The sequence below is a fragment of the Psychrobacter okhotskensis genome (assembly GCF_965638355.1).
Taxonomy (GTDB): domain Bacteria; phylum Pseudomonadota; class Gammaproteobacteria; order Pseudomonadales; family Moraxellaceae; genus Psychrobacter; species Psychrobacter okhotskensis.
In genome coordinates this window covers 2,807,685-2,833,733 of record NZ_OZ281822.1, presented here as the reverse complement: position 1 = coordinate 2,833,733, position 26,049 = coordinate 2,807,685, and the positions used below count along the sequence as shown (strand labels likewise).

The following is a 26,049-nucleotide window of genomic DNA, read 5'->3' as shown; positions in this document are numbered from 1 at the left end:
CGTGGAAGAGCGAATAAATGATAGAAATAGACGAGCCAGTAGACAAGGTTAATACAAGCTCAAACGTTAGCGTATCACCTGCGCGCGCTATCAGCTTTAGGCAGTTATGGCGGCGCGAGTGGCACGTGAAGCAGCAAGGAGCGGTACAATGGTTGTACCCTTTGGTACTGTTTTTAGTGATTATCACCTTGTTTCCGCTAGCCGTTGGTAGCGAACCTGCGCTGTTACAGCGTCTTGGGGTCTCAGCGGTGTGGATTGCTGCTCTATTGTCACTAGTAATGGGTGTTGATGGCTTATTTAAGCCCGCTCTTGATAATGGCACACTGGCGCAATTGGTTGTTGCCAAAGCGTCGCTGCCGTTATGGGTGCTCATCCGCCTAGTCATCCATTGGATTTTTAGTAGTGGCATTGTGGCAGCGCTTAGTTTACTTGCCGTGCCTTTGTTTCAGCTTAGCTGGTTTGAGGCGTGGATATTGATGGCGTCTATTTTGACCGGCAGTCCGATGCTCTTGATGCTGTCAGCAGTGGCAAGTAGTTTGACGCTGTCATTGAAGAATGGTGCAGTGCTAGTGCCTTTGATCGCCTTACCAATGCAATTGCCGGTGTTGATTTTTGCCACAGGAGCAGTGGATTTATTTGCCACTGGTCTTAATGGCTTACCGATACTGGCATTATTATTGGCAGGTAGTATTATTTCAGTGTTGGTGATGCCATGGGTGATTGCGATGACCTTAAAAATGTCATGGCTCAATTAAACAGTAGACTTTCTGTACTATCAACACCCAGTCGTTTAAACCCAATGTATTAACAGCATGTTGAAAACTGGCAACTTTGCTATAATAGCCAGCTAACTAAGTAAACAATCACTCGTAGATTCTATCCAGTGTTTAACGCCGGCAGGTTGACAGGTAGTCGCGCCCATGATGCGCTATATCGGTTACAACCAATACGCTGTGCCAATAGGTTTATTCCCATGCCCAACCTGAATAACATCTCATCTCCTAGCCTGTGGCAGCGCATCTGGCAGGGCTTTTTGACCACTGTGGGTACCAAGCAGTTTTTTCGCATTTTTTCGCCTTGGGTCAAGTGGCTGGCAATATTAGCCACTATTTGTCTTGTGATCGGTAGCGTCTGGGGTCTCGCTTTTGCGCCACCTGATTACCTGCAAGGTAATAGCTACCGCATTATCTTTATTCACGTGCCTGCTGCTAGCATTGCCATTTCTATTTATTTTGCCTTAGCAGTGCTCGGGGTCATTTTTTTGGTTTGGAAAATTAAGACTGCCAGTCTTGTGGCGCAGGCGCTTGCTCCGCTAGGATTTTTGCTCTGTGTGATTAGCTTGATTACGGGTTCTATTTGGGCAAAACCGACGTGGGGCACTTACTGGGTTTGGGATGCGCGTTTGACCTCTATGCTCATTTTGGCATTTTTGTATGCGGGCGTCATGGCCCTGTTTGCCGCGTTTGAGCATACTGCCAATCGTGGTAAAGCTGCCGCTATTTTGTCTATTGTTGGCGCAGTAAACTTGCCTATTATTAAGTATTCGGTACAGTGGTGGAACACCTTGCATCAAGGCTCGACCTTTACTTTAACCGCCGCGCCCAAAATGTCTGCAGATATGTGGATGCCATTATTACTAATGATTGTCGGTAGTTATTTATTGGTCGCGACGTTAGCGATTTATCGTACCAATACGCTTATCTTGTATCGTGATCAAGGCAAAGCGTGGGTCAAAGAGTATATTCGCGGGCAAGCCAAATGACGGCAACGACTGTCGCCAAAACAAATAACGGCTAGGAAAATATTATGCAGCCTTACTTTTATAGCGTATCTGAATTTCTTGCCATGGGTAAGCATGGCGTGTTCGTTTGGTCATGCTGGGCCATTACCGTTGGCATGATGCTGGCTTTTGTTATTTATAGTCGCAGGCAACGACAGGCTTTAATCAAGCAGCTGACTATTCAGCAAGCGCGGCAAGCACAGCGTACGGCTAAAACTCCTAATTCTAAAACTAAGCAACCGATGTAAAAAATATTTTAATATCATAACTTTAGCTCACAAAATTATGATCTCTCAATTGTAAAGATATGACCCCGTCAGTTGCTAGGGGCTTATTGATTTATGCGAAAAATGCTACCATATAGCTATTAGAAGAGTACGATTAGAAAGACATTTTTAGAACGTTTTTCTAATGGTAGTTTCTTTAATATTTTCTGTTTTATAGACTGTCTATATTCTACAAAACAGCGACTCATCAATGAGGTAGTGGTATGAACGCAGTTCGTCGCAAAAAACTGATGTGGGTTATGTTTACGCTTGCAGGGGCAGCGATAGCCGTGGTGTTGGTTATTTATGCTATTGGGCAACAGACTGATTACTACTTTGATGCTACCGCGATTGCGCAAGGTGAGGCACCGCAAGACAAGCGTATTCGTGCTGGTGGTATGGTAGTCGCGGGTAGTGTTCAACGCGCCGAAGACAATCCATTGAACGTTGAGTTTGCCATCACGGATTTTCAATCGACCGTACCTGTGACCTATCAAGGTATTTTGCCAGATTTATTTGCTGAAAACTCAGGCGTTGTCGCTACCGGTAAGATGCAAGGCGACATCTTTGTGGCTGGTGAAGTATTGGCCAAGCATGATGAAAACTATATGCCGCCAGAGGTGGCCAAATCGATGAAAGAAAACAATCGGAGCGTCGCAGTGCCTTCTTCTGAGCAATATAACCCTGCTGAGCCGATACATGAAACCAAAACGCTTCAACAATAGTGGTTGCGAATACCAATAAAAAAACCACCGATTTGCTCGGTGGCTTTTTTTGTTTAGTAAATTATTAATTGATTAAGTATATAACGATTTTACGTCAATCAATCGTCCCACTCAGGTGAATAATCAGGATGTTCGATTTTACGTCCATCACTACTGGCAAGTTTGCCAATTTTCTCTAGTTCCTCTGCACTCAAATGCACCTTCATTGCATCCAAGTTACCTTGTAAGTGGTCAGGATTAGACGTCTTTGGAATAGCAACGCGGTGCTTGTCTGACAGAATCCAAGCCAACGATACTTGTGCAGGCGTGATGTTATGCTTATCAGCGATTTCTTTGATAACCTCATTATCGAACACATCACCGCGTGCAAGTGGCGAATAAGCTTCAAGTAGAATATGGTGATTGTTCAAAAAAGTTTGCAAGGTTTTTTGCTTAATAAAGGGATGAAACTCAACCTGATTGACCACAATCGGCACATCTGCATATTTCTTGGCTTCAATGATATTGGCAATATTAAAATTAGAAACCCCGATATGGCGCGTCAAACCTTGCTTTTGCAACTCGCATAGTGCTGGAATTGTCTCAGATAGTGGTACGCGGTCGTCAGGCCAATGCAAGAGTAGCAGATCCACATAATCGGTATCTAAATTCTCTAATGAGCGTTTTGCTGCTGCCATGAGTTTCTCTGGCTCAAACTTCATATCATCAGGGAAAATCTTTGTGGTCAAAAAGAATTTATCACGAGCGACGCCTGATTGCTTAATACCTTGGCCAACCTCGAATTCATTACCGTAAGCTTGGGCGGTATCGATATGTTCGTAGCCCATCTTAAGACCTTGGCTAACGACATCGATACAGTCTTGCCCCGTTGACTGCCAAGTGCCCAGTCCTAATACTGGAATGTTGGCTTGTCCTGCGGTACGAATATTATACTTTTTAGCATGCATATTATTATCCTTGTTATTTGTGTGATTTGTTAATAGAGGACTTATCAAGAGAGCGATTACTCATGAATATTATTGTCTCGACCTCTATACAGCCCAACCACTATAGAAAAAAGCAGGCTGAAGTGAAAGAGCCCGTGACGCTTTCCTACAAAGGACAAACAGGCTGTAACGTCATTTTAGAGATGGTTAGGTGTTTATGGACGGAATTATTAATAAAGGAAGATTACCTAATCTTCTGAACACTTCATTCAACTAGGAGAGGATGTGGCTATTTTTTCAGAAATCACTCATTCAAAAGACGGTCTGGCAAAAACCAATAGCACCGGACAAAATCCTCTTTCTTGGTTTATCTTCGGTCTTATGGCCAGCGTTACTTTTATCGGTATACTCTCAGAGCTTATGCCTTCCGGTATTTTGCCACAAATGACTGTAGGTCTTGGTATTGAACAGACCCAAGTTGGATTTTTGGTCGGTATCTATGCACTGGCATCAGCGATTTTTGCCATTCCACTCATCAGTATGACGCTGTGGGTCAATCGAAAGATTCTCCTTATGGCTTTATTGACAGGTTTTGCTGTCTCTAATATCGTCGTCGGCCTCACTTCTTCTTATTCTCTCATCGTGGTCATGCGTATTTTGGGTGGTATCTGCGCCGGTATTATGTGGCCAATGATTGCAGCCTACGGTACTGAATTGGTGCCCGAGAATATGCAGGGTAAGGCGATTACTATTATTATGGCGGGTAACACCTTTGGCGTGAGTCTTGGGTTACCGATTATGACTTTTATTGGTACGCAAGTAGGGTGGCGCACATCGTTTATCGTGCTTGGTGTACTAGGTGGGGTCATTGCACTATTGGCGATGAAATTCTTACCATCCGTAAAAGGTGAAAAGCTGACGCAAAGCAATTCGCCAATAGCGGTGCTAAAAATATCTGGGGTCTGGATAGTCTTAGCCCTCACTTTCTTGGCAGTCGTCGCGCATTACAGTACCTACACCTATATTACGCTACTGGTCGAAACCATAGAGTTTGTCGGTGGTATCAGCTTAGCGCTGTTGATTTTTGGCATTGGTTCTGTCATCTCAGTCATACTATCGGCCAAGATTATTGACACCCATTTACGGGGTTTAATCGTTGGGATGTTGGCTTGCGGTGCTATGACGATGCTGCTGTTTGTCTTCTTTGGCGGGACTAATGGGTTTGCGCATTTTGCCTTTTTACTGTGGGGCTTAGCATTCGGACCTTTGGTCACGATGTTTCAAACAGCCGTTAGCCATCAGGTCACCGAGGCAAAAGCTATCGCCACGTCAGTACAATCTAGTGTGTTTAACTTTTCAATTATGATTGCGACATGGTTGGCGGGTTTGATTTTGGTGCACCTGCCAGAGACAGGTGTTTTCGGCATTGTATATCTGTCTATTCTTTGTTTTGTTCCGGCCATTATTATTACGGTAATCTCTAAAAAAACCTTAGATACGCCTACTTTCCACTGACTATAGAATGCAGACCATAAAAGATGCCCATTACTTATAAGTAATGGGCATCTTTGTATTTATATTTCGGCTTGTTAGCGCTATTCGTTGATATGAATGAATACTCTTTAAATATCTAAAAATTTAATGACTAAGTTATCAACTATTAGTCTATCAATTACTAAGCTATCAACTATTGAGCAGCTGCTTCGGTAGTAGGTGCTGTCGTGGTAGCGACGGCCTTATCGGTAGCCGCATTTTCACCCCAAATTTTTGGGTACTTGTAACCTGGGAAGCTATCATGCGCATACTTTTTAAAGGCTTCTGAGTTATAAGCAGCCGTCACGTCTTCGACCCATTTTTTGCCTACATCTGCAGATTTAACCGCTGACCAGTTGACATAAGCAAAGCTTGGCTCTTGGAACAGCGCTTCGGTCAGTTTAATACCAGAATCAGTGGCATAGTTACCATTAATCACTGCAAAGTCAACTTCATCACGGGCGCGTGGCAATTGCGCCGCTTCTAATTCAACAATTTTGATATCGTATTTACTGTTATCAGCGATGTCTGCTTTTGACGCTGTCAATGGATCTACATTGTCTTTTAGAGTAAGCCAGCCAAGGTCGCTCATCATCACTAACGCACGCGCAAAGTTACTTGGATCGTTCGGTGCAGAGACGCTCATGCCTTTATATACATCATCGAGGCTAGTCTTTTTGCCTGAATAGATGCCAAGAGGCGCCGTTGGTACTTGGAATACTTCAACCAAATCAAGGTTGTTTTCTTTTTTGAAAGTATCTAGATAAGGCTTGTGCTGAAAGATGTTGATGTCCAAGTCGCCTTCAGCCAATGCCAAGTTAGGACGTACATAATCCGTAAAAGGAATCAGTTCAACTTCGTAACCTTGCGCTTCTAGCGAGCCTTTCACTTGGTTACGTACCATATCAGCAAAATCACCTTCGGTCGTACCGATGACGATTTTGGTATGGTCAGGATCGATGTCGCTAGCAGCCGTTTCAGCCGTTGAGCCTTCGGTAACGGGCTCTTTGGTCGCTTCTGGTGCTGACGAGTTGTTGCAACCAACTAAGACTAGGCCTGATACGCCAACCGCAGCAAATGCCGTCGCCAGTTGACGGCTAATATCTGTTAATTTCATAAAATTTCCTTATTAATACATGGGATTGGGTAAGATAGTTATCGTCTGAGCATTAAAAAAGCAACATTCTAATGTAGTAATGCTGCTTTCTTATGAGCTGAGACAAGGATTAATTACTGCCAAAAATAACCCTAGTCGCTGACAATGTCAAGTATTTGCTAAAGCGGTTTAACGTTTGTCTAAACGCGTCGCCAGCCAGTTACCAGAGGCTTGAATAGATATGACCATAATCGATAGCATAATGACAATAAAAATCATCACCTCTGTCTGATAACGATAGTAGCCGTAACGAATGGCCAAATCACCCAGACCACCGCCACCAATCATACCAGCCGCCGCTGAATAAGACAGCAGACTGATACAAAGGATGGTCACGGATAACACCAAACCTGAGCGCGCTTCATTGAGCAATACTTTGATAATGGTAAAGGGGCGGGCGCCCATAGACTCCGTCGCTTCGATGATACCACGCGGTACTTCGCGCAAGTTTTGCTCGACCAAGCGGGCAAAGTAGAATGAACCTGCAATCGCTAGTACCAAAGAGGCAGCGATGGGGCCAATACCTGTGCCGACGATAGCCTTAGTAAATGGGCTCATGGCTATCATCAAAATAACAAACGGAAAGGCGCGCATAAAGTTGGTAATGCCGCCCAGTATGCCGTAGAGGGTTTTGTTTTGCAAAAACTGCCGATCGCTCGACAAAAATAAGAATATTCCGAACAGTCCGCCGATTACAATCGCGACTGTCGTTGAGATACCAAGCATAATGAAGGTATCAATAAACGCTTTTACAATCTCTTTGCGTAGCAGCAATAGCTTGTCGATTGAGGCGGATAATTCAGCACCAGTTAACATATGTATTTCTCCTGCCTCATTAGTCTTCGTGCACTAAGCCTTTACCAATTGGTGTAGTGGCCTGAATCAGACCATCGCGAATATCTGCCACTTCAAGTAATTGCCCTTGGTGTAATAGCGCCGCACGATGGCACAGCCTGCGAATGACGCTCATCTCATGAGTCACGATGACAATAGTGACGCCGAGTTGCTCATTAATATCACGTAGACAAGTCAGCAGACTTCGCGTCGTCGCTGGATCAAGGGCGCTGGTCGGCTCATCAGCCAATAATACTTTGGGGCTGGGCGCAATCGCGCGGGCGATACCAACACGCTGTTTTTGTCCGCCCGACAGCTGCGCCGGATAGTGACCAGCGCGATCAGTTAAGTCTACAATCTCAAGACAATCCATCACTCGCTTGTGAATATCGCGACGCGGATAGCCAGAAACCATCAAGTTAAATGCGACGTTATCAAAGACGGTGCGATTGGACATGAGGTTAAATTGCTGAAAAATCATACCAATGTTGTGACGAGCGATACGCAAATCACTGGCAGACAAGGTGGTCAAATCCGTCCCATCTATCACCACTTGACCTGAATCTGGGCGTTCGAGCAAATTAATTAAGCGCAAAAGGGTCGATTTCCCAGCACCTGAATAACCCATCAAACCAAAAATCTCACCTTGCTGAACAGACAACGAGGTCGGTTCGACAGCGGTAAACCAATGCGGCTTGCCGTCTTTGTCTTTGATTGATCGGTCGCTTAAAAAACTTTTGGTCACATCGTTTAAGACAATCATGTCACTCATGGAGGGCTCAAAATTTAATAGGTTTATGATGGTTATAGAAAAATTAGACTGCAGTGTACCTATGGCAGCGCAAAATCGGATATTTGCTAGCATTAACAATGGTAATAAGGGGCAGTAATATAGCATATTATGCAATGTTTTGGATATGCACATCCGTGACTTGCTTATGACTAATGGCTATTAGCTCTAAGAAATCTGAAAAATGTAAATGGCGGGGTGCAAAGGGCGTGATTACTCAGAAGGATGACGATAAAAGAGGTACAGCCATATCTTAATTATTATTGTCGTGGTAGTTGTAATGAGGATCTTGCTTTACGGGTATAACGACCAAAAATCTGGTGTGGCCATTAATAGTATCGGTCACGATACGCCCTTGGTGAGCAGTAGCGATTTGTGAGACCAAGGATAATCCCAAACCTGAGCCTTTGTTCTTTTGCTGCAAGCGCACGAATGGACTGAATACTTCCTCGCGTTTGTCTTTAGGAATGCCTTCGCCTTCATCAATAACCGCCAGCACGGCGTATTTTGGTAACGGACGTATGGGTTCGGCTTTAGACTTTTTGATATGTTTGGTAAATAGATTCTCTTTACGCGCGGCAATCGGCGCGTCACTCTCATTTTGGGTGTTGGCTTTAACGTCGTCTTTGCTAGCAGTTTTATCCGTCGCGAGTTTATCAGTTTTGCGGGATTGACCATTGCTAGTTAGCAACGCATCGTTGGCTTTACGAGCTCCTTCGCTATTAACGGTCATTTCATTATCGTTATGAATTTCCGCAGATTTTTGGACGTCTTCTTCGTTATCCGGCACGGCTCTCCAAATAACCTTTTTAATTTTTTCAGTCAAATCTGTGGTAAAGCTTTGGTAGTTGGGGATTAGTGATGCTTCAGGATTAATAGCAGTGGTATCGTCAGTGAGTATAGGATTTTTAGCAGTATTTTCTTTCACTTTTGCATCTTTACTAGCGTCTGTTGCTGAGGGGCTAGTTTCTAACCCCTTTATATCAGCGTTGCCCATAACATCAGTGCTTTCAGCAATGATATCAGTGACATCCGCATTTGAAGCGTCAGCTGCAGCATCGTTACTATCGAGCGCAAGGTTTTCACCATTTCGATAAATAGGCGGCGCCGGTAATATCACAACCATCTCTGCTTTTTCTTTCTCAGTATTGGTTATATGAGAGTCGTCAGAAACCTCGCCTGGTTGTGTTGATGTTTGCAGCGCTAAGTTATCGGACTCGTTTGATTCGTAATAATGCTCAAAATCCGAACGGTTATAATCAGCAAAGCTACTAGAAACCAACGTTTGCAGTAAATAATCTGGAACGGTATCGGCTTCGTCAATAGTCTGAACGCCATAAATCAGCACGGTAACGGGTGGTTTACCATGTAACATAGCATTGGTCAAAAGGTTGCGAATAAGATGGGTCAACATCGGTGCCTGACCATCGATGACTATATGCTCACCAATCAAAGTGGCTTCAGGGTAATGTTGGCGTTCTTGATTCACTAAGTCATATAAGTCCAAATGCTCGACTTGCTGCATGACATGACCGGCATCTAAGCGACTGACCAATAAGATACTTTCAACCAAGTCATTAAGCCCTGATAAATCACGGTTGATCGCTTGCGCGCGTTTGTCAAATTTCGCTTTGGTATCCATTGGCATCGCATCCGCCAGCATATCCATCATCTCGATTTGTAGACGGATACGGGTAATCGGCGTCCGCAGCTCGTGAGAGGCATGCGCCAAGAGCAGATTGTTGGCATTGATAAGATGCTCAATTTTTTGTGCCGCTTGGTTAAATCCGCGTGCTAACGAGGCGATTTCATCACTGCCGCGTGCATTGACTCGTACGGTAAAGTCACCGTCACCCAATTGGGTCATCTGCTGGCTCATCTGATTGATGCGCCAAGTCATGGTGCGAGCAATCAGCCATAGAACGCCTGCCATAATCAAGAGCAGCAGTAGAGTACCCGTAAATAAATTTAAAGCTGCGGAGAGTACAGGTTTTTTAGGTGGCAAGCGTGATTCGTACAGCAAGGTATAACCAGTGCTACTATATACTTGAGCTTGCTTCGTAGGGGAGGTGTCTGAAAGAGAAGGAAAAACACGTGAAAATAAGGAGGGCGTGGGCGGCAGCTCTAACGGCAAGTCGCTATTGTCAGTCTGCATGAGCAAATGACCTTCATTGTCGTATAAGCCCATTTTTGCTTGTAAGGATTCATCAAAAATATCAAAACTTTTTTTGACTACAGCGAGCATAAAGCGTGACTGTAAACGGTTGTCCTTGCTGATGGCGATATTGAGCTCATGTAAGAAGGGATCGATTTGACCCAAAATTTGGGTCGCCAATACTTCTGAGCGAATACCCGCATCTTTGTCATGCACCAGTTGCGTCAATAGCACCATGGCAACCGCAAATAGGATAAGTGCCAGCATGACACTGGCAAATAACTTAGCAAAGACGGAACGAAAACCCAATTGCTGCATTAAACCATCTCTATTATCAGATGCTCATATCGATTTATATCATGCCATTTAGATTGTTTAATAAACATATTATTTAATAAAAATGACGGTGACTAATTTGCCGCGAAACGGTGACTAATTTTCCACAATAAGTGTTTCGATGAATCAAATCAGCCGCCGTCATTTAGCTACTTCAAAAATTAGCTATTTAAGATTACACCTGATCGGTAGCGAACTGATAACCAACACCGCGTACGGTAATAATACGCTTTGGCTGACGTGGATTGTCTTCAATCAAGGCACGCAAACGCGAGATATGAACATCGATAGCGCGATCAATATTGTCTGAGCTGTCATCATTTGGCATGGCTTGCCATAACTGCTCACGATTCAGTACTTTACCAGAATGGGTGGCAAAGTAGTGCAACAATTGAAACTGATGCGTCGTCAAACGCACAGGTTGCTCATCAATAGTCACTTCATGGCTATCAGGGAACACGCTGAGACGGCCAAAGGTCAAGCTGTCCGATTGGCTATCTGCTTGGTTTGGTTGCTCGTGACGACGAATGACTGCGCGTATACGTGCTAAGAGTTCACGTGGCTCAAACGGTTTAGAGATATAGTCATCAGCACCCATTTCTAGACCCAAGACGCGATCGGTGGTATCACCTTTGGCGGTTAGCATGATAATCGGCACTTTGTTGGTCATGTTGTTTTTATTGCCGCGTATCTTTTGACAAACTTGCATACCATCCATATCGGGTAGCATCAAATCAAGCACCACTAAATCAATATCGCGCTCTTTGGTATCTAGTAATTCTAGACCCTCTTGACCGAGTCCTGCATGATGTACGTCATAATAATTCATGGTCAGATAGTCGCTGATCAATTCTGCTAGATCTGGATCATCTTCAATTAACAAAATTTGCTTACTCATGGCTTGTCCTCTAGTTGTTGTTATGGTTTGTCAAGAAACTGCTTTTTATTAAAATTCTAGCGCGCCTCGATATTTACGTTAATTTAAATTCAGGTTATTTTAAAGGTAAGTTGTCATAAATTGATAGGGTTCTGAACCATAAGACAGTCACCGTTAAGATAGGGTTAAGAAAATATGATTAAGGCCTCAGCCAATATAGGACAGGGTAATAATACTATAGTGCCTAATTCAGCTATGACTAAACAAGACACGCTTTGTTAATGTTTCTACACAATGTAACTGTCTTTTTCTCTTCTTTCTCATTTTTTAGGAAACCACCACCTTTTTGCCTTTAGATTCAATGGTTAAGTCAGCAAGGCAAATTAAACTGTCATTGCTAATGCCAGCTATTAAGTACTGTTTGGTACTTGGATCGTACTCGACGACCTCGACTGGCTGACGAGTTAAACGCTGATCTTGCCTGATAATCCATACATTGGCGCTCAACGGTCTTAATGGTTTATGCGGCGGTCGCTGCAGCTCCGTTAAGTCGACATCATGCAACGCGCGTTCGGGGACAATCGTCCCTACATCGATTTGACCATAATCAACACGCCCTGTTACTTGCATATTAGGCTGTAGTTTCTCACGGCTGATTTCATTATTGACGACATTCACATGAACCAAAAGCTGTTTTGGCTGAGTCGTTGCCGTCAATTTACTGACCTGCCCAGTGAATTTATCTGACATGCCCTCAGCACTAAAATTCACTGTCTGACCGACAGAAAGCTGAGGCTCCACTTGAATGGGTACTGTCGCTATGAAATGTAATTCAGTCTCATCACTGAGCTGCAATAGCGGTTGACGCGCGTCTATTGCTTGTCCGGCTTTAGCAGATAGCTTTTCGATGCGACCTGAAAAGCTGGCACGTACAGTCATCAATTCGTATGGCTGTTTGGCGCTAGCAGAGGCGTTATTGCGGGCTGTTACCGTGTTTTTATCAATACTAGTATTAATGCTAGTATCAACGCTAGGCTGACTGGTTTCAACGCTTGCCTTGTTTTTTTGTGGCGTCGTCGTTTGGTTTGTGTTCTCTGAATTATTATTTTGCGTGGGCTCGTCTGAGTTTGTGGACTTCTCATCTGCGGCTCTTGACGTAGCAGCCGACTCTATCGATTGACTGACCGTTCCCTGACGTTGAACGATGAGCAGTGGTGTGCCTTTTTTTACCCATTGGCCTTTTTCTACCAATACTTGCTGCACAGTGAGCGCGTTTGAAGCTATGAATTGGGTTTTTTTAATAGGTTCAATAATGCCTTGCAATCCTATGCTGGGCTGATAACGTGAGGGTTTTATACTCAAAATATGGTCAGGCGTCAGGGTAACGCTATCATCGTCAATAATAATGGGCGTCTCTACTGTCTCACTATTTTCAGCGGTCACGGGCTCATCAGTAGGGGGCGAGGGCTGACAGGCAGCAAGCAATAGCAAAGCAGTACATAAATATGCACTATTTTTTAAACCTTTACTCTTTAAACCTCTCAAAACTCTCATACCAAGCACTCTCGTAAACGTCATTTTATTATATAGTGAATTGAGGTAAGGGCAAATAACAGTATTATATTTATGCAACATGCCCAGACGGTAGATGGCAAAAGTAACCTGAGACAAATTAGGGAGCATAATCAAAAGACTCTCACTAACTCAATGATTAATTTGAACATAAATTCACTAAATGACTGGAAAACAACCAGTAACTGTGCTAAAACGAACATATAAAAATATAATGATACATATTTATCACAAATGAAGATTATTCGGTAAGGTAAGTATTGTTTTTACTCAACCTTAAACCCTTTTGACCCTTTGTGTACATTTCAACAGATATCGAGCCAGTTAAATTTATGATGCTGACAAGGTTTAGGCTTTCCAGTTTTGAGCAAGTCTAAAAATTTCTATAAGCAAAGTGAGTCAGCAGATAGGCTGCTTTATAAAGACAAGCATCTGGCAGTTTTTTGAAAAATAAAAGCCAAAAATAGCGCTTAATACACGAAGATAATTGTCGCTAAAGTGCGTATAGTAACCGATGGTAACGCCATGCTTGATAGGCGAATACTGATAGAGAACATGTTAGCGATCGTGACAGCGTAAAATACAAACTTAACCGTTCATCTCAATCCAAGAATAAACCATTTTATAAATTGAAATAACTGTTAAAATTTTGCACTGGCAGATAGTGCTACGAATAATAGCCGTTTATAGGACAATGATAATGGAAAATAATTTTGAAGGTTTGAAAGTCATGGTTATCGATGACTCTAAAACCATTCGCCGTACTGCAGAGACTTTATTACAAAAAGCGGGCTGCGAAGTAGTGACCGCTATTGATGGTTTTGATGCTTTAGCCAAGATTGTTGATAACAATCCCGATATCATTTTTGTTGATATCATGATGCCACGTTTGGATGGTTATCAGACATGTGCATTGATAAAGAATAACCCTGACTATGCCAGTAAGCCTGTGATTATGCTGTCGTCTAAAGATGGTTTGTTTGATAAAGCGCGTGGACGTATCGTAGGTTCGGATGAATACTTGACTAAGCCATTTAGTAAAGATGAGCTGTTTGAGGCAATCAACCAATATCGCTAATGCATAACGGCCTATATAATTGATAGCTAGGCAGTTAATTAGACAGTTATATTGGCATGATTAATGCATATAGCGTTACGGCTAAGGCAAGTAGCTGAGAGGACTGTTATTAAGAAAGTGAACTGTTGCTGCCGTGATTATTGAATACTTTATAAATGAAGTGTTGATGTTAAATAACCACGTTATAAACAGCCCAGTGATCATGATGGTTATCAATCAGTGTTTGTCATTTCATAGGTACCACCGTAAAAATAGGTATCATCGTAAAAATAGTGTTGCCAACAAGGCATTAGGCATTATTTTTAATAGATTTGTCTCAACAATATATCCGAACGGATATCATCGAAAATAAAGGAAATTTCCATGGCTACTGTTTTAGTCATTGACGACTCGCCATCTGAGATGGCGAAATTTCGCGACATGCTTGCAAAAAACAACTATCAAGTCCTTGAAGCGACAAATGGTGAGCAAGGTTGTCAAATGGCAGCCGATCATTTACCAGATGTCATCTTGATGGATGTGGTTATGCCTGAAATGAATGGTTTTCAGGCCACCCGTAAGATAACACGTGGCAAAACAACGTCGCATATTCCGGTCATCATGATCAGCACCAAAAATCAAGAAACGGATCGTGTTTGGGGTAAGCGTCAAGGCGCTAAAGAATATATCACCAAGCCAGTTGACGAAAATGGTCTGGTCAATGTCATTCGCAAAGTAATGGGGTAACTTGTGGCTTCCAGAGGATTTATTGAGCTTCTGCGTTTAGCAGATTTGGCACGCGCGCGCAAAAGTGGCCGTCACGGCGGACAAGAATCCGACTGGCAAGGGGTAGTATTCGAGATTGGTGGTCAGCGTTTGGTCGCACCAATGGGTCAGGTTTCAGAAGTACTGACCATGCCGGAGTTCACCAGTTTGCCCTTAGTAAAGCCCTGGATGCTCGGCATCGCTAATATTCGCGGACGCCTATTACCACTGACGGACTTGTCCGAGTTTTTGCAGGTGCCCAGTCGCTTGGCACAAATGAGTCAACGTAAAGTTATTGTCATCAATCATGACAATGTGTTCTCAGGCTTGCTTGTCGATCAAGTGCTAGGTATTGAACAGTTTACTCGTGGTCAATATCGTCCAGAAGCCCTTGAAAACGACTCGCCATTTGCACCTTACAATCATGGCAAGTTTTTTAAAAATGAACAAGATTGGTATATTTTTATGCCAAGCTTGTTGGTGCAAGATTTGCAGTACGCTGATGCGGCGCTATAACTGTCTGTCATAGAGTATTTGCTGTCATAAAATACTCGACTGCTAGCACCTAGCACGATAAAAATAAATACCGACTGACATGATACGGTTGTATGTCAGCATTCATACAGGCTTTGTTAATCACTGTTGTTTTGATAACAATATGATTGTCGAAGTCAGTCACGATAAGACTTTGACGATTGTTCGAAAGGAATACGCAAGATGAGTGATGTTATAAATAACCCTGTAGCTGGTAATAGTAAAACGACCCCCACGGTGAAAGACGCTAATAATACTTGGAAGTTATTATTAGGGCTTTTTGCTTTATTGACTGTGGCCTGTCTGATTTGGCTGGTCAATTCACTATCATCAGTGAGTCAATATCTGACCAATTTCAATCAATCAGTGGTATTGCCGGTGATTTTGTTTGTGATAGGTGTCGTAGGTATTTTATTTGCCCTATACCAATTACTCAAGCAACGTGGCGGCTCAGAGCGTCTACTCATCGAAAAAGAGACCTTGCGTCGTCGCCAAGAAGCAGAAGCGGAATCTGAGCGTGCTCGTCAAATTCAAGAAGAAAACGAGCGTAACCAGATCGCAATTTTGCGTTTGCTTGATGAATTGGGTGATTTGGCAGATGGTGATTTGACGGTTAATGCGACCGTATCAGAAGACTTTACGGGGGCGATTGCTGATTCGGTAAATTTTGCCATTGACCAATTGCGTCAGTTGGTATTGGTTATTAACAGCACGGCTGATCGCGTCTCGCAGTCCTCAGAACAAACCCAGATGAATGCCGTTGAGCTTGCTGAAGCCTCGGAAAACCAAGCGCAAGAAATCGCGGGCGTATCGGCTGCGATTAATGAGATGACCGTCTCGATTGACCAAGTTTCGAACAACGCGGCAGAGTCTGCAACGGTTGCCCAGCGCTCGGTTGCCATCTCTTATAACGGGGCAGAGGTTGTACAGCGCTCTATTGAAGGCATGAATGTTATTCGTGACCAGATTCAAGAGACCTCAAAGCGTATTAAACGTCTTGGTGAATCTTCGCAAGAAATTGGTGATATCGTTGGTTTGATTAATGATATTGCGGATCAGACCAACGTATTGGCATTGAACGCGGCTATTCAGGCATCAATGGCAGGGGAGGCTGGTCGAGGTTTTGCGGTCGTTGCTGATGAAGTTCAACGTCTGGCTGAGCGTTCAGCCAATGCCACCAAACAGATTGAAACCTTGGTAAAGACTATTCAGGCAGATACCAACGAAGCCGTGATGTCAATGGAATCAACGACTTCTGAGGTTGTGCGCGGTGCGCGTTTGGCCAAAGATGCTGGTGAAGCTCTAGAAGAAGTACAGAGCGTTTCTAATACCTTGGCAGATCTGATTCAAAATATCTCAAACGCCGCCCAACAACAGGCTGAGTCTGCTGGTCACATCTCTCATACGATGAATATTATTCAAGACATTACTTCACAAACATCATCGGGTACGATGGCCACAGCGCGCTCTATCGGCGAGCTAAGTGAAATGGCTGCCGCTCTCCAAGAGTCAGTTACGGGCTTTAAAGTATCAAACGATGATGAGCAGTTAGAAGTGGAAGAAAGCTTAGTAGCCAATGCTTAATCAATCGCTTTTGCTTAATGGCTAATGCTTAATAATTAATTGTTAGCCATCATAAATAGCCATTAAGCTTAGGGTGTTGTTATCTTGAGATTTTAATCAAAGGACTGCTCTAATATTAAGAGTGGGCAGCAGGAGCAAGAGCAGGTCACGTGGATAATCGTACTCAACAAGACGCTAATATAGTCGATAAAGCCAGTTCCGATTCGGTAACAGCTTTAAGGCAAGATGATAGTTTTGATACGCAGCAATGGCAACGCTATATAGAGCAAGAAATCGGCTTTGTTTTACCCGATATTCAACGCCAGTGGCTAGTAAATGCGATTGATCGTACCGCTGTTGCGAATGGATTATCAGCGCTGCAACTATGGCGTCAATTGCCGAACAACGATGCGCTGCGCCAGCAACTATTGGATAAAGTGCTGATTCACGAAAGTCGCTTCTTTCGCCACTTGCCTTCTATAGATTTTGTCACAGAGTGTGCCTTGCAGCATCAGTGCCTGACGCTAACAGATGACAGTATTGATGAGACGTTTCGCATTTGGAGTGTCGGTTGTGCCAGTGGGCAGGAGACTTGGTCGCTTGCCATGAGTTTGGCATCGAAGCAGCTGGTTAACTATGTCATATTAGGCACTGATGTCAGCCAGCAAGCACTGACAAAAGCACGTATGGCACAGTACGACCAACGCCAAAAAACGTTAATTCCGTCTTGTTGCCAGCCATTTATTCATCCATTACGTCCTGAGACTATGACTGAACAATCGACTGCCTGTGATTTATCTATACTAAAAAATGCTAGCAGTCAAACTCGAGTACATTGGCAAATCGCGCCAACTTTACAGCAGTATGTTAGCTTTGCTTTACACAATATCATCAATCAAGAACCACCCACCCCGCATCTACAACAGGTCATTATCTGCCAAAATATGCTGCTATATTTTCGTAAGTTTGATCAACGGGATATTCTGACTAAGCTGTCAGAGCAGTGTGCCTTAGGTGGTTATATTGTATTGGCTCCAGGTGAGGCGTTGTTTTGGCGTCCTTCAAATATGCGCCGTATTGCGCACCCACAGATTAATGCGTGGCAAAAGATCAGTGCCTAAATTACCGCCTAGACGAGTTAGGATAAACCTATGAAAAACCAGCCCAATGACATGGTGACGCTCGAGTGGCTACTACCACTTTTTAATCAGCAATTATCACAAGTATCTGATGGCTGGCAATTAGGCGCTGATAGCACTAATTACGAGCAAATGGTACAGCACTACCATCAAGTTGGTGGCGCTCTAACTATGGTTAACCTGCCTTTATTGGCAGACTTAGCGACTAAGCTAAGTCTGTTGGCAGGTGCTGGTCGCCAAGAGGACTTTACTACTGACGATTGCCGCAGTGGTCGGTTTTCTCATCGTCTGTTACAACGTGAGCTGACGCAGTATATGCGTACAGGCAGTCATCATACGGCTTTGATCAATAGAGCCGCTGCTGATCTTACTCAGTCACTATCACGACGAGGTATTGCGACAGATCTTTTTTCACAGCCATCTAGCACTACTAAAAATACACCTCACGAACATTTGATTAATAGCGATTTTAGCGCTGAAAATGTCATCGATGATATTGAATTAATCGTACCAAACCCGGCGGCAGATGCCCATCTAGACATTCAGCAATATCAGCAGTTATTGTTGGTTTGGCGTCAGCAAGTACAAGCATTGTTAGCTGCTAATAGCAATCAGCCCTCTATACTAGCCCTCTTGCAAAAAGTCAGTGAGTACTTATGGCAAAGCACAAAAGAGGGTGATGTGCAGCGTCTATGGTATCTAACCGAGTTATGGCTGCACGATCTTGCCCACAATAAAACACCATTGCCTGAGCACTATGCGCCATTATTAGCGCAGCTTGAGCAAGTGATTGAGTCAGGCGGTCATCAGACTAAGCTAGCATCGAGCGTTATTAAAGACTTGATAGCCAGTATTTATATTGAGTTAAGTGGCCTTGCACAAAGTAGCGAGCATACGCAATCTATTCTCAATAATTTACCGCAAAGTGAGACTGTGGCTTCGCGTTTTTTACCGCGCATATTGAGTGAGCTTGAGACGCTCATATTCAGTCTTGATCAGCCGCAAACTTTATTGAATCCATTACAGCGTATAAATAGTCAGCTCGAAGCTCGAGGTTGGACACTCTATGCGTCACAAGTCGCATTTATTCTAGCAGATATCGAACGTGCTCTCTCCTCAGAAACAGGGTTTGCACAAGAGCAATGGCAGATCGAACGCCAGCTCCAAGAGCTATATAGTGCTATTTATAATACCGAACAGACGATATCTACCAAAATAGGGGACGCAGCTGACTTTACTTTGAGGTCTGATAGCGCTGACTCGCGGTTAGGAGCTAGTACGGACAGCAGCGCTGCTACGAAAGACTTACGTGAACTGCGCATTGCTGTTGAAGACATAAAACAGCGCTTTAACGCCTATATACAGCGTCAAGATATTGCCCTCTTACCTGAGACGGCTGAGCTGACAGACATCGGCCACACTTTTGATGAGATGGGCTTGCCCTCAGTCCGTGAAGCGACTGATGCGATAGCCAACCTATTTGTACAACTGACGACTCATGATGTTAATGTGCTCAGTTGGAATGTTACTCAAGCGTTGGCTGAGGGCTTGACCTCTATAGAGCTGCTGCTAGACTATCTGGCGCAGCAGGTCTTTGACCAACCATTATTAGCGCTGGCAAATCAGCATATCGATAATGCTACCATACTGCTGAATGACTATATTCAAGCGCCTGAAAGTGTTGAGCACAGTTTCCTTAGCCAAAAACCTGTGGCAACTGATGTGCTGCGCTACGATGATAGTGGGGAGATTGCGCCTGTTACTGAGCATGCCGTCAATGACCAAGCTTCTGATATCCAGGCTTCTAATACGCCAAACCTTGATACAGCAAGTGTAGACGATGAAACTGTATTAGAAGATGAGAGCGATAACCTCATAACGAATAGTGCTGTAGTAGGTAACTTTAACACTGCAAGCGATAGTGAAGACTTGCTGCGCGCGCGTGAACAAGTGAAACCTGACACTTTTGATATAGATGAAGACATTCGGGACATTTTCATCGAAGAGGTGACAGAGGTCGTCGAGGACTTAGAAGATTTTTTACCGATTTGGCAGCAAGACTCACAAGATCTAACGCCATTAACAGAAGTGCGCAGAGGTTTTCATACCTTAAAGGGATCAGGACGCATGGTTGGTGCTTTTAGCATCAGTGAGATGGCATGGGCCATCGAAGATCTGCTCAATCGTCTGTTGGATAAGACATTACCCGTCACGGACGATGTTGTTGACTTGGTGACAGAGAGCACTAAGCGATTATCAGTCTTGGTTACAGATTTTACAGCACAACAACCGCCAAGCTTTGATCCTGCGGTAACCATTTTACAGAGTCATAACTTGATGACAGGACAGCCGGTTAACTCGGGTTTAGAAACTTCTATAGCTGCACCATCAGGCATTGTATTCAGCGAAGATGATTCTATATTAGATGAGACTCTTGACTTAGGTGAGCCCATGTCAATTGCTGACTCTACTGAGTTGGCAGATGCTGCAGATACGATTAATGATTCTCAAACTGTACAGAAAGAGGCTGGAGACAGAAATCCAATAGACTCTCTTTCTGGTTTAGCATTACCAGCCGTACTCGTTCCTTTTATGCAAGAGACTGAGCAGTTACCAACGGATGCGAATGATGCTGATCCTGATATTAAAGAAATCTTTATAGAAGAAGCCAATGAAGTGCTGGCCGACATCGTGCCTTTATATGAGCATTGGCAGCTGTCACCCACTGATTTAAGCGATTTGGCGGATATTCGTCGTGGATTCCATACGCTAAAAGGTTCTGGTCGCATGGTAGGCGCCAACTATAGTGGCGAGCTGGCATGGTCTATAGAAAACATGCTCAATCGCATTTTGGATAAGAGTATCGTCGCGTCAGCCGATATAAGACAGCTTATCGCCGATGTGCTAGGCGCGTATCCCGCCATGCTAACTGCCTTTGAAAATAATAACAGTCAAGGTTACCCCGCATTGGTGCCGTTATGGATTACTTGTGCTAACGCTTTTAGTAAGCAACTAGGCGATGAATTCAGCTATGTTGAGTTATATAAGCAAGCGTTGAGCTCTACTGAGCAGTATTCTGCAGTGCAGCCTGATGATACGATTGACCGTATCCATGATGATAGTAGCAATGATGATATTGAAGATATGGATAGTATGTTGCAGACAATTCATTCGGTTAATGCGATGATGGCAGAAGCGCCCGTTATTTTGACGCATCAAAATGCAGAAGAAAAAGCATTTTTTGAGATTTTTATCGACGAAGCAGAAGCGCTATTACAAGATATCAATACCTTTGTTGATGATCATCAAGGCCAGCCTCACATTGCAGTCAGTGATGATATTGTTCGTGCCTTCCATACCCTAAGAGCCGCGTCTGGCTCTAGTGCTTTAGCGGCGATTAGCGAAGTCAGTGCGATGATTGAGCAAAGCTTAGAGCTATTACAACAGCAGGATGCTTCTATGAATGCGCAACACCTAGAAGCATTAGCCCAGTCTGTGACACTGATGGATGGCTACCTCAATAATTACAAACAGAATGCCCAGCAGCAAACCATATCGACAGAAGAGTCGCAAAGCCAGCAAGATATTGCCTCATTACAAGCCATGCTGGGTGAGCAGTATGCCATCGGCGATCATAGCGAAATTACGAATAACAAGCCCACTATAGATCAGCTATTAGATGAAAATATTGATGAGTTGCTCGATGCTGAATGGCAGTTAAATGAGGCGCTGAGTCACTCTGATAGTGAGCAGGTTCAGACATATATAGAGCAACAACTTGCCCAAATAAATTATCTATCTAGCAAAGCGCTAGAGTTTCCAAAATTCAGCGCGATTCTTGGTGCATTAGCAGCGGCTTATACTTACTTAAATGATCATCCTGAAACAGCAGCTGATGCTGCTATTCAAACCACGTTACTGGCTGGACATGCTCAGCTAGTAGGGCTATTCGATGCCTTGGCTGGTAGTACCTCACTAAAAGTTGATGAGCAAGTGCTTGAAGGTTTACAGCGTATTGCTAATGGCACTGCCAGCAGTGATGAGGCTATCGACGAGTATAATGATGATCTGCCTAGCGTGCAAAGTGTCTCTGCCCCTGAGTTGCAGCTAGAGTCTATCGATACCGATATTGAATTGTTAGAGATCTTTTTAGAAGAAGCGCAAGAGCTCGATGATGCGCTTGCCGAGAGCTTTAACAAATGGCGTGCGGACATCTCTAACATCAATACTCTAAAAGTATTGCAGCGTCATTTGCATACCATTAAAGGTGGTGCGCGCATGGCAGGTATCCGTAGTATTGGAGACTTGACTCATGAGGCGGAGAGTATTTACGAAGCCTTTGTAGAGCATAGACGCGAGCCAACCACCCAGTGGCTTGAGATTATGCAAATCGTGCAAGATACCTTGTCGTTGCAAGTGATGCATATGGTCAAGCATCAGCAATCGTTTTTTGCACCTGAACTTATTGAGCAGCTGCAACAGTTTGAGAAAGCACAAGCATTACCAGATAATGTCAATCTGATTGTACCGGTGCCAAAAAACCATGCTGACGCTGAGCCGCAAGTTTTTGCTAATGATGCGACAGACAGTAATGTCAAGACCACAGAAGTATTAACGCTTGATAGAATGATTAAGCAGTCATGGGCCAATGGCTTACCGGACCCTGATATCTTAGAAGTGTTTTTAGAAGAAGCGGCAGCGCTTACCAATAATAATCAATATTTGCAGTTATTCTTAGATAACGTGAGCGATACCGTTGCCTTGCAAGCGCTACAGCGTGACCTACATACCCTTAAAGGTGGCGCAAGAATGGTCGCAGCAAATGGCATAGCGGACTTGTCACACGAAATGGAAGCAGTCTACGAAGACCTTGCTAGTCGTCGCCGTCCTGCAACGAAAAAAGTCCAAGAGTTACTGGTGGCTTGTCATGATTGGTTAGCAGATGCTCTGTTTATTCTAAAAGAGCGGGTCAACCCGCCAACACCTGGATTGTTGATAGAGGCGCTACAAGTATTCAGTAAAAATCCTGATAGCCTAAAACAAATACCTGATGAATCGCTGCAAGGGCAGCGAAAAGCTATCTTGACCGCCAAGGAAAAGCAAAATTCAGATGGTAGGGTCAAAGACATCAGTAAGATGCCATCGATGGTCGGCAAGTTCACTGGGCAAGAGCAGAGCGCTAGTAGCAATGAGATGATTCGTATCTCAGGTGGTCTAATCGAGCATATGATTAACTTGTCTGGTGAGTCAGCGATTAACCGTGCTCGTATTGACATGGGTATGAGTAGCTTGACCAACAGCCTTGAAGAGATGGGCATCACGGTACAGCGTTTGGCGGATCAGTTACGTCGAATGGAGATTGAGCTTGAAGCTCAGATTTTATCGCAGATAGATGATGAGCTGATCAGCCATGAAGGCTTTGACCCGTTAGAGATGGATCAGTACTCCTCTTTGAATCAGTTATCAAAATCCCTGACGGAGTCAGCATCGGATTTGGTTGATATCAATCATACACTGTTAGAAAAGACCCGAGATAGCGAGAGCTTATTATTACAGCTGTCGCGGACGCAAACTGAGCTACAAGATGGCTTGATGAACTCGCGTATGGTGCCATTTACGCGCTTGACACCGCGCCTTGAGCGTACCGTACGTCAAACGGCCAATGAGCTTAACAAGTCTGTTGATCTAACGATTATTAATGCCGATGACGAGATGGATAGAACCATTCTAGAGCGCATTACGTCGCCGCTTGAGCATATGCTACGTAACGCTGTCGATCATGGTATCGAAGACAGCGCAAACCGTCTAAAAGCTGGTAAAGCACGCAGTGGTAACATTACTTTAGAAGTACTGCGTGAAGGCAGTGAAATTGTCATCAACTTGTCCGATGATGGGCGCGGTATCGATGTCGAAGCGGTTCGCAGCAAAGCAATTGCTCAAGGTCTTATCGATGCAGACGATAGTAGTCTGACGGATCTTGATATCATGCAGTATATTTTTAATGCAGGCTTGAGTACCAGTAAGCAATTAACGCAAATCTCAGGGCGCGGCGTTGGCATGGATGTCGTTATCAGCGAGATTCGTCAGTTAGGTGGCGTAGTATCTGTAGTCTCTGAGCTTGGTCAAGGATCGCGCTTTACCATGCGTTTACCACTCACAGTAGCAGTGTCGGATGCCCTAGTAGTGCGGGCAGCAGATCGCTACTATGCCATACCATTGGTTCAGATTGAGCGTGTGGTACGTATTAACCCAGAAAAGCTTTATGACTACTATCAGTCAAATGATGCGACCCTCAACTTTGAAGACAATGATTATCGCGTGCGTTATTTAAATGAGATTTTATCAGGCAATAAACTCAATGAATTGGTGGTCAATACCAATACAAGCTTGCCGGTGATTATCATTAAAAACCGTACTGGACAGAATATTGCCCTGCAGGTCGATCAGATAGCTGGCTCGCGTATCGAAGTCGTGGTAAAACCGTTAGGGCAACAATTCTCCAACCTATCAGGTATTTCCGCTGCTACCATCATGGGTGATGGCTCGGTCATGCTTATCTTAGATTTGATTGCCTTGATGCGTAATGCGCCAGTGCTCAAAGAAGTTGCCTCGTCTACTGGCTCTAAGCACAGACGTTTGGAGTCTCAGTCAACAGTGATGGTCGTCGATGACTCGGTCACGGTACGTAAAGTCACGTCGCGCTTCTTAGAGCGTCAAGGCTACAAAGTTGCCGTTGCCAAAGACGGTGTCGATGCGATTGAGATACTACAAGAAACGATACCGGATCTCATCCTCTTGGACATTGAGATGCCGCGCATGGATGGCTTCGAAGTGGCCATTCAAATACGTCATAATAAACGCTTGCAGCATATCCCAATTATCATGATTACCTCACGTACTGGTGAAAAGCATCGCGAGCGTGCTCTGGAAATTGGGGTGAACGATTATATGGGTAAACCCTTCCAAGAAAACGAGCTACTCAATAAAATCCAAACGCTATTGGGTGAAGAGGTCAGCTTGACTCATGAAGGATAATGTACCTGCTCTATTAGCGCTCAAAGAAAAAAACCAAAATGATATCAAGGTGCTGGTGGTCGCAGAAGACCATCACCAGCGCATGGCCTTTTCGGATACCGTACGCAGTTGTGGTTTTATATTGGTTGATTGTGTGACACGGGCGCAGCTGAATACCAAGTTTGAACTTTATGAAGCACCTATTGATATCTGGCTAATAGACAGTGATTATGATGACGGCGTTGCCACGGCTACTACTGTGTCTCAATCGATTGGAGTGTTGGTGGGTTTTAGTCAAGCGCCTTATCTAAATGAGGCGCAGCAGTATGCTAAATGGCAACGTAAACTAAAGCGTAAACTTGCGCAGATGTTGTCTCTACCAGCATTGGTGGATACCCAAGCTTACCAGAGTGATACCAGCGATTGGCGTTACGTGGTGTTCTTGGGGGCGTCTATGGGTGGCCCTAGCGCTGTCAAAGAATTCTTAGATAATTTGTCACCCACGCTACCCATTTGTATCTTATTGGCGCATCATTTCAATCAGACCATGATTGGTACGCTGCCACGTATACTTAATCGCCATAATGACTGGCGCTGTCAGGTGATTACCTCATCACAACGTTTGCAGTCAGGTCAGTGTTTAATTGCTCCTATTGACAAGCAAATTGTCTGCGATTCGACTGGTCGGATTATATTGCTTGATAAAGCATGGGATGGTGATTATAAGCCTGCTATCGGTCAAATCCTAAAAAACACCAGCGATGTATATGGTAGTGAGCTGATTAACATTATTTTTTCAGGTATGGGCAACGATGGGGCTCAGCATCTGGACTTAATTCAAGACAATGACAGTCAGTTATGGGTACAAGATCCAAAGGTAAGTGCTTGTCCCAGCCAACCACAGGCAATTATTGATTCTGGATACTGCGATTTTATTGGTAGCCCAGTGGCTTTAGCACAAAAACTTACCGACTATATTGGTGAAAGAGTGGCGGTTGCCTCTTCGTATTAATCTATTGTGAGCGAC

At 44.0% G+C, this 26,049-nt stretch carries 19 protein-coding genes; 12 read left to right on the top strand and 7 right to left on the bottom strand.

Going from position 1 to position 26,049, the window contains the following annotated elements; all coding sequences use genetic code 11:
* Positions 1 to 17: 17 nt before the first annotated feature.
* From ACSUPM_RS11780 to ccmE, 4 genes are all read left to right on the top strand, one after another.
* On the top strand, positions 18 to 755 hold the full coding sequence (locus ACSUPM_RS11780) for a heme exporter protein CcmB (RefSeq protein WP_227523265.1): 738 nt from the start codon (positions 18 to 20) through the stop codon (positions 753 to 755).
* Positions 756 to 973: 218 nt separating this feature from the next.
* Positions 974 to 1,762 carry a heme ABC transporter permease CcmC gene (gene ccmC, locus ACSUPM_RS11775; RefSeq protein WP_025652319.1) on the top strand — a complete coding sequence of 263 codons (789 nt, stop codon included), beginning with the start codon at positions 974 to 976 and terminating at the stop codon, positions 1,760 to 1,762.
* 44 nt (positions 1,763 to 1,806) lie between these two features.
* The gene (gene ccmD, locus ACSUPM_RS11770) at positions 1,807 to 2,028 is read left to right on the top strand and encodes a heme exporter protein CcmD (protein ID WP_025652320.1); all 222 of its coding nucleotides are present in this window, start codon (positions 1,807 to 1,809) and stop codon (positions 2,026 to 2,028) included.
* Positions 2,029 to 2,270: 242 nt separating this feature from the next.
* On the top strand, positions 2,271 to 2,771 hold the full coding sequence (ccmE, locus tag ACSUPM_RS11765) for a cytochrome c maturation protein CcmE (protein WP_025652321.1): 501 nt from the start codon (positions 2,271 to 2,273) through the stop codon (positions 2,769 to 2,771).
* Between the two features lie 98 nt (positions 2,772 to 2,869).
* Here ccmE and ACSUPM_RS11760 read toward each other — a convergent pair whose 3' ends face one another.
* A complete protein-coding gene (locus ACSUPM_RS11760; protein ID WP_025652322.1) occupies positions 2,870 to 3,718 on the bottom strand; it encodes an aldo/keto reductase in 849 nt (282 codons plus the stop codon).
* 264 nt (positions 3,719 to 3,982) lie between these two features.
* On the opposite strand from ACSUPM_RS11760, the gene ACSUPM_RS11755 reads away from it, so the two are divergent.
* Complete coding sequence (locus tag ACSUPM_RS11755; RefSeq protein ID WP_265089666.1) at positions 3,983 to 5,212, top strand: MFS transporter; 1,230 nt, start codon at positions 3,983 to 3,985, stop codon at positions 5,210 to 5,212.
* Positions 5,213 to 5,384: 172 nt separating this feature from the next.
* On the opposite strand, the gene ACSUPM_RS11750 is transcribed toward ACSUPM_RS11755, so the two are convergent.
* The 6 genes from ACSUPM_RS11750 to ACSUPM_RS11725 form a co-directional block, all read right to left on the bottom strand.
* Positions 5,385 to 6,347, bottom strand: a complete 963-nt coding sequence (locus ACSUPM_RS11750) for a MetQ/NlpA family ABC transporter substrate-binding protein (RefSeq protein WP_025652324.1) — start codon at positions 6,345 to 6,347, stop codon at positions 5,385 to 5,387.
* A gap of 168 nt (positions 6,348 to 6,515) precedes the next feature.
* Positions 6,516 to 7,202, bottom strand: coding sequence for a methionine ABC transporter permease (locus ACSUPM_RS11745; protein ID WP_025652325.1), 687 nt, complete (start codon positions 7,200 to 7,202; stop codon positions 6,516 to 6,518).
* 19 nt (positions 7,203 to 7,221) lie between these two features.
* A complete protein-coding gene (locus ACSUPM_RS11740; protein WP_037025372.1) occupies positions 7,222 to 7,992 on the bottom strand; it encodes a methionine ABC transporter ATP-binding protein in 771 nt (256 codons plus the stop codon).
* Between the two features lie 271 nt (positions 7,993 to 8,263).
* Positions 8,264 to 10,483 carry a HAMP domain-containing sensor histidine kinase gene (locus ACSUPM_RS11735; protein WP_101212248.1) on the bottom strand — a complete coding sequence of 740 codons (2,220 nt, stop codon included), beginning with the start codon at positions 10,481 to 10,483 and terminating at the stop codon, positions 8,264 to 8,266.
* A gap of 193 nt (positions 10,484 to 10,676) precedes the next feature.
* Positions 10,677 to 11,399: a response regulator transcription factor gene (locus tag ACSUPM_RS11730; protein ID WP_201582972.1), complete on the bottom strand. Its 723-nt coding sequence runs from the start codon at positions 11,397 to 11,399 to the stop codon at positions 10,677 to 10,679.
* Between the two features lie 306 nt (positions 11,400 to 11,705).
* Complete coding sequence (locus ACSUPM_RS11725; RefSeq protein ID WP_436879966.1) at positions 11,706 to 12,932, bottom strand: efflux RND transporter periplasmic adaptor subunit; 1,227 nt, start codon at positions 12,930 to 12,932, stop codon at positions 11,706 to 11,708.
* A gap of 718 nt (positions 12,933 to 13,650) precedes the next feature.
* Here ACSUPM_RS11725 and pilG point away from each other — a divergent pair.
* The 7 genes from pilG to ACSUPM_RS11690 all read left to right on the top strand — a co-directional run bounded on the left by pilG (position 13,651) and on the right by ACSUPM_RS11690 (position 26,034).
* A complete protein-coding gene (pilG, locus tag ACSUPM_RS11720) occupies positions 13,651 to 14,028 on the top strand; it encodes a twitching motility response regulator PilG (RefSeq protein WP_010201623.1) in 378 nt (125 codons plus the stop codon).
* A gap of 363 nt (positions 14,029 to 14,391) precedes the next feature.
* On the top strand, positions 14,392 to 14,754 hold the full coding sequence (locus tag ACSUPM_RS11715) for a response regulator (RefSeq protein ID WP_025652330.1): 363 nt from the start codon (positions 14,392 to 14,394) through the stop codon (positions 14,752 to 14,754).
* A 3-nt stretch (positions 14,755 to 14,757) separates the two neighbouring features.
* Positions 14,758 to 15,288, top strand: coding sequence for a chemotaxis protein CheW (locus tag ACSUPM_RS11710; protein WP_201582978.1), 531 nt, complete (start codon positions 14,758 to 14,760; stop codon positions 15,286 to 15,288).
* Between the two features lie 201 nt (positions 15,289 to 15,489).
* The gene (locus ACSUPM_RS11705; protein ID WP_201577378.1) at positions 15,490 to 16,890 is read left to right on the top strand and encodes a methyl-accepting chemotaxis protein; all 1,401 of its coding nucleotides are present in this window, start codon (positions 15,490 to 15,492) and stop codon (positions 16,888 to 16,890) included.
* A 149-nt stretch (positions 16,891 to 17,039) separates the two neighbouring features.
* Entirely contained in the window at positions 17,040 to 17,990 is a 951-nt protein-coding gene (locus tag ACSUPM_RS11700) for a CheR family methyltransferase (protein WP_201582982.1), read from the top strand.
* Between the two features lie 30 nt (positions 17,991 to 18,020).
* The gene (locus ACSUPM_RS11695; protein WP_436879965.1) at positions 18,021 to 25,043 is read left to right on the top strand and encodes an Hpt domain-containing protein; all 7,023 of its coding nucleotides are present in this window, start codon (positions 18,021 to 18,023) and stop codon (positions 25,041 to 25,043) included.
* Positions 25,033 to 26,034, top strand: coding sequence for a chemotaxis protein CheB (locus ACSUPM_RS11690; protein WP_201565509.1), 1,002 nt, complete (start codon positions 25,033 to 25,035; stop codon positions 26,032 to 26,034). The genes ACSUPM_RS11695 and ACSUPM_RS11690 overlap by 11 nt, the downstream gene beginning before the upstream one ends.
* Positions 26,035 to 26,049 lie beyond the last annotated feature (15 nt).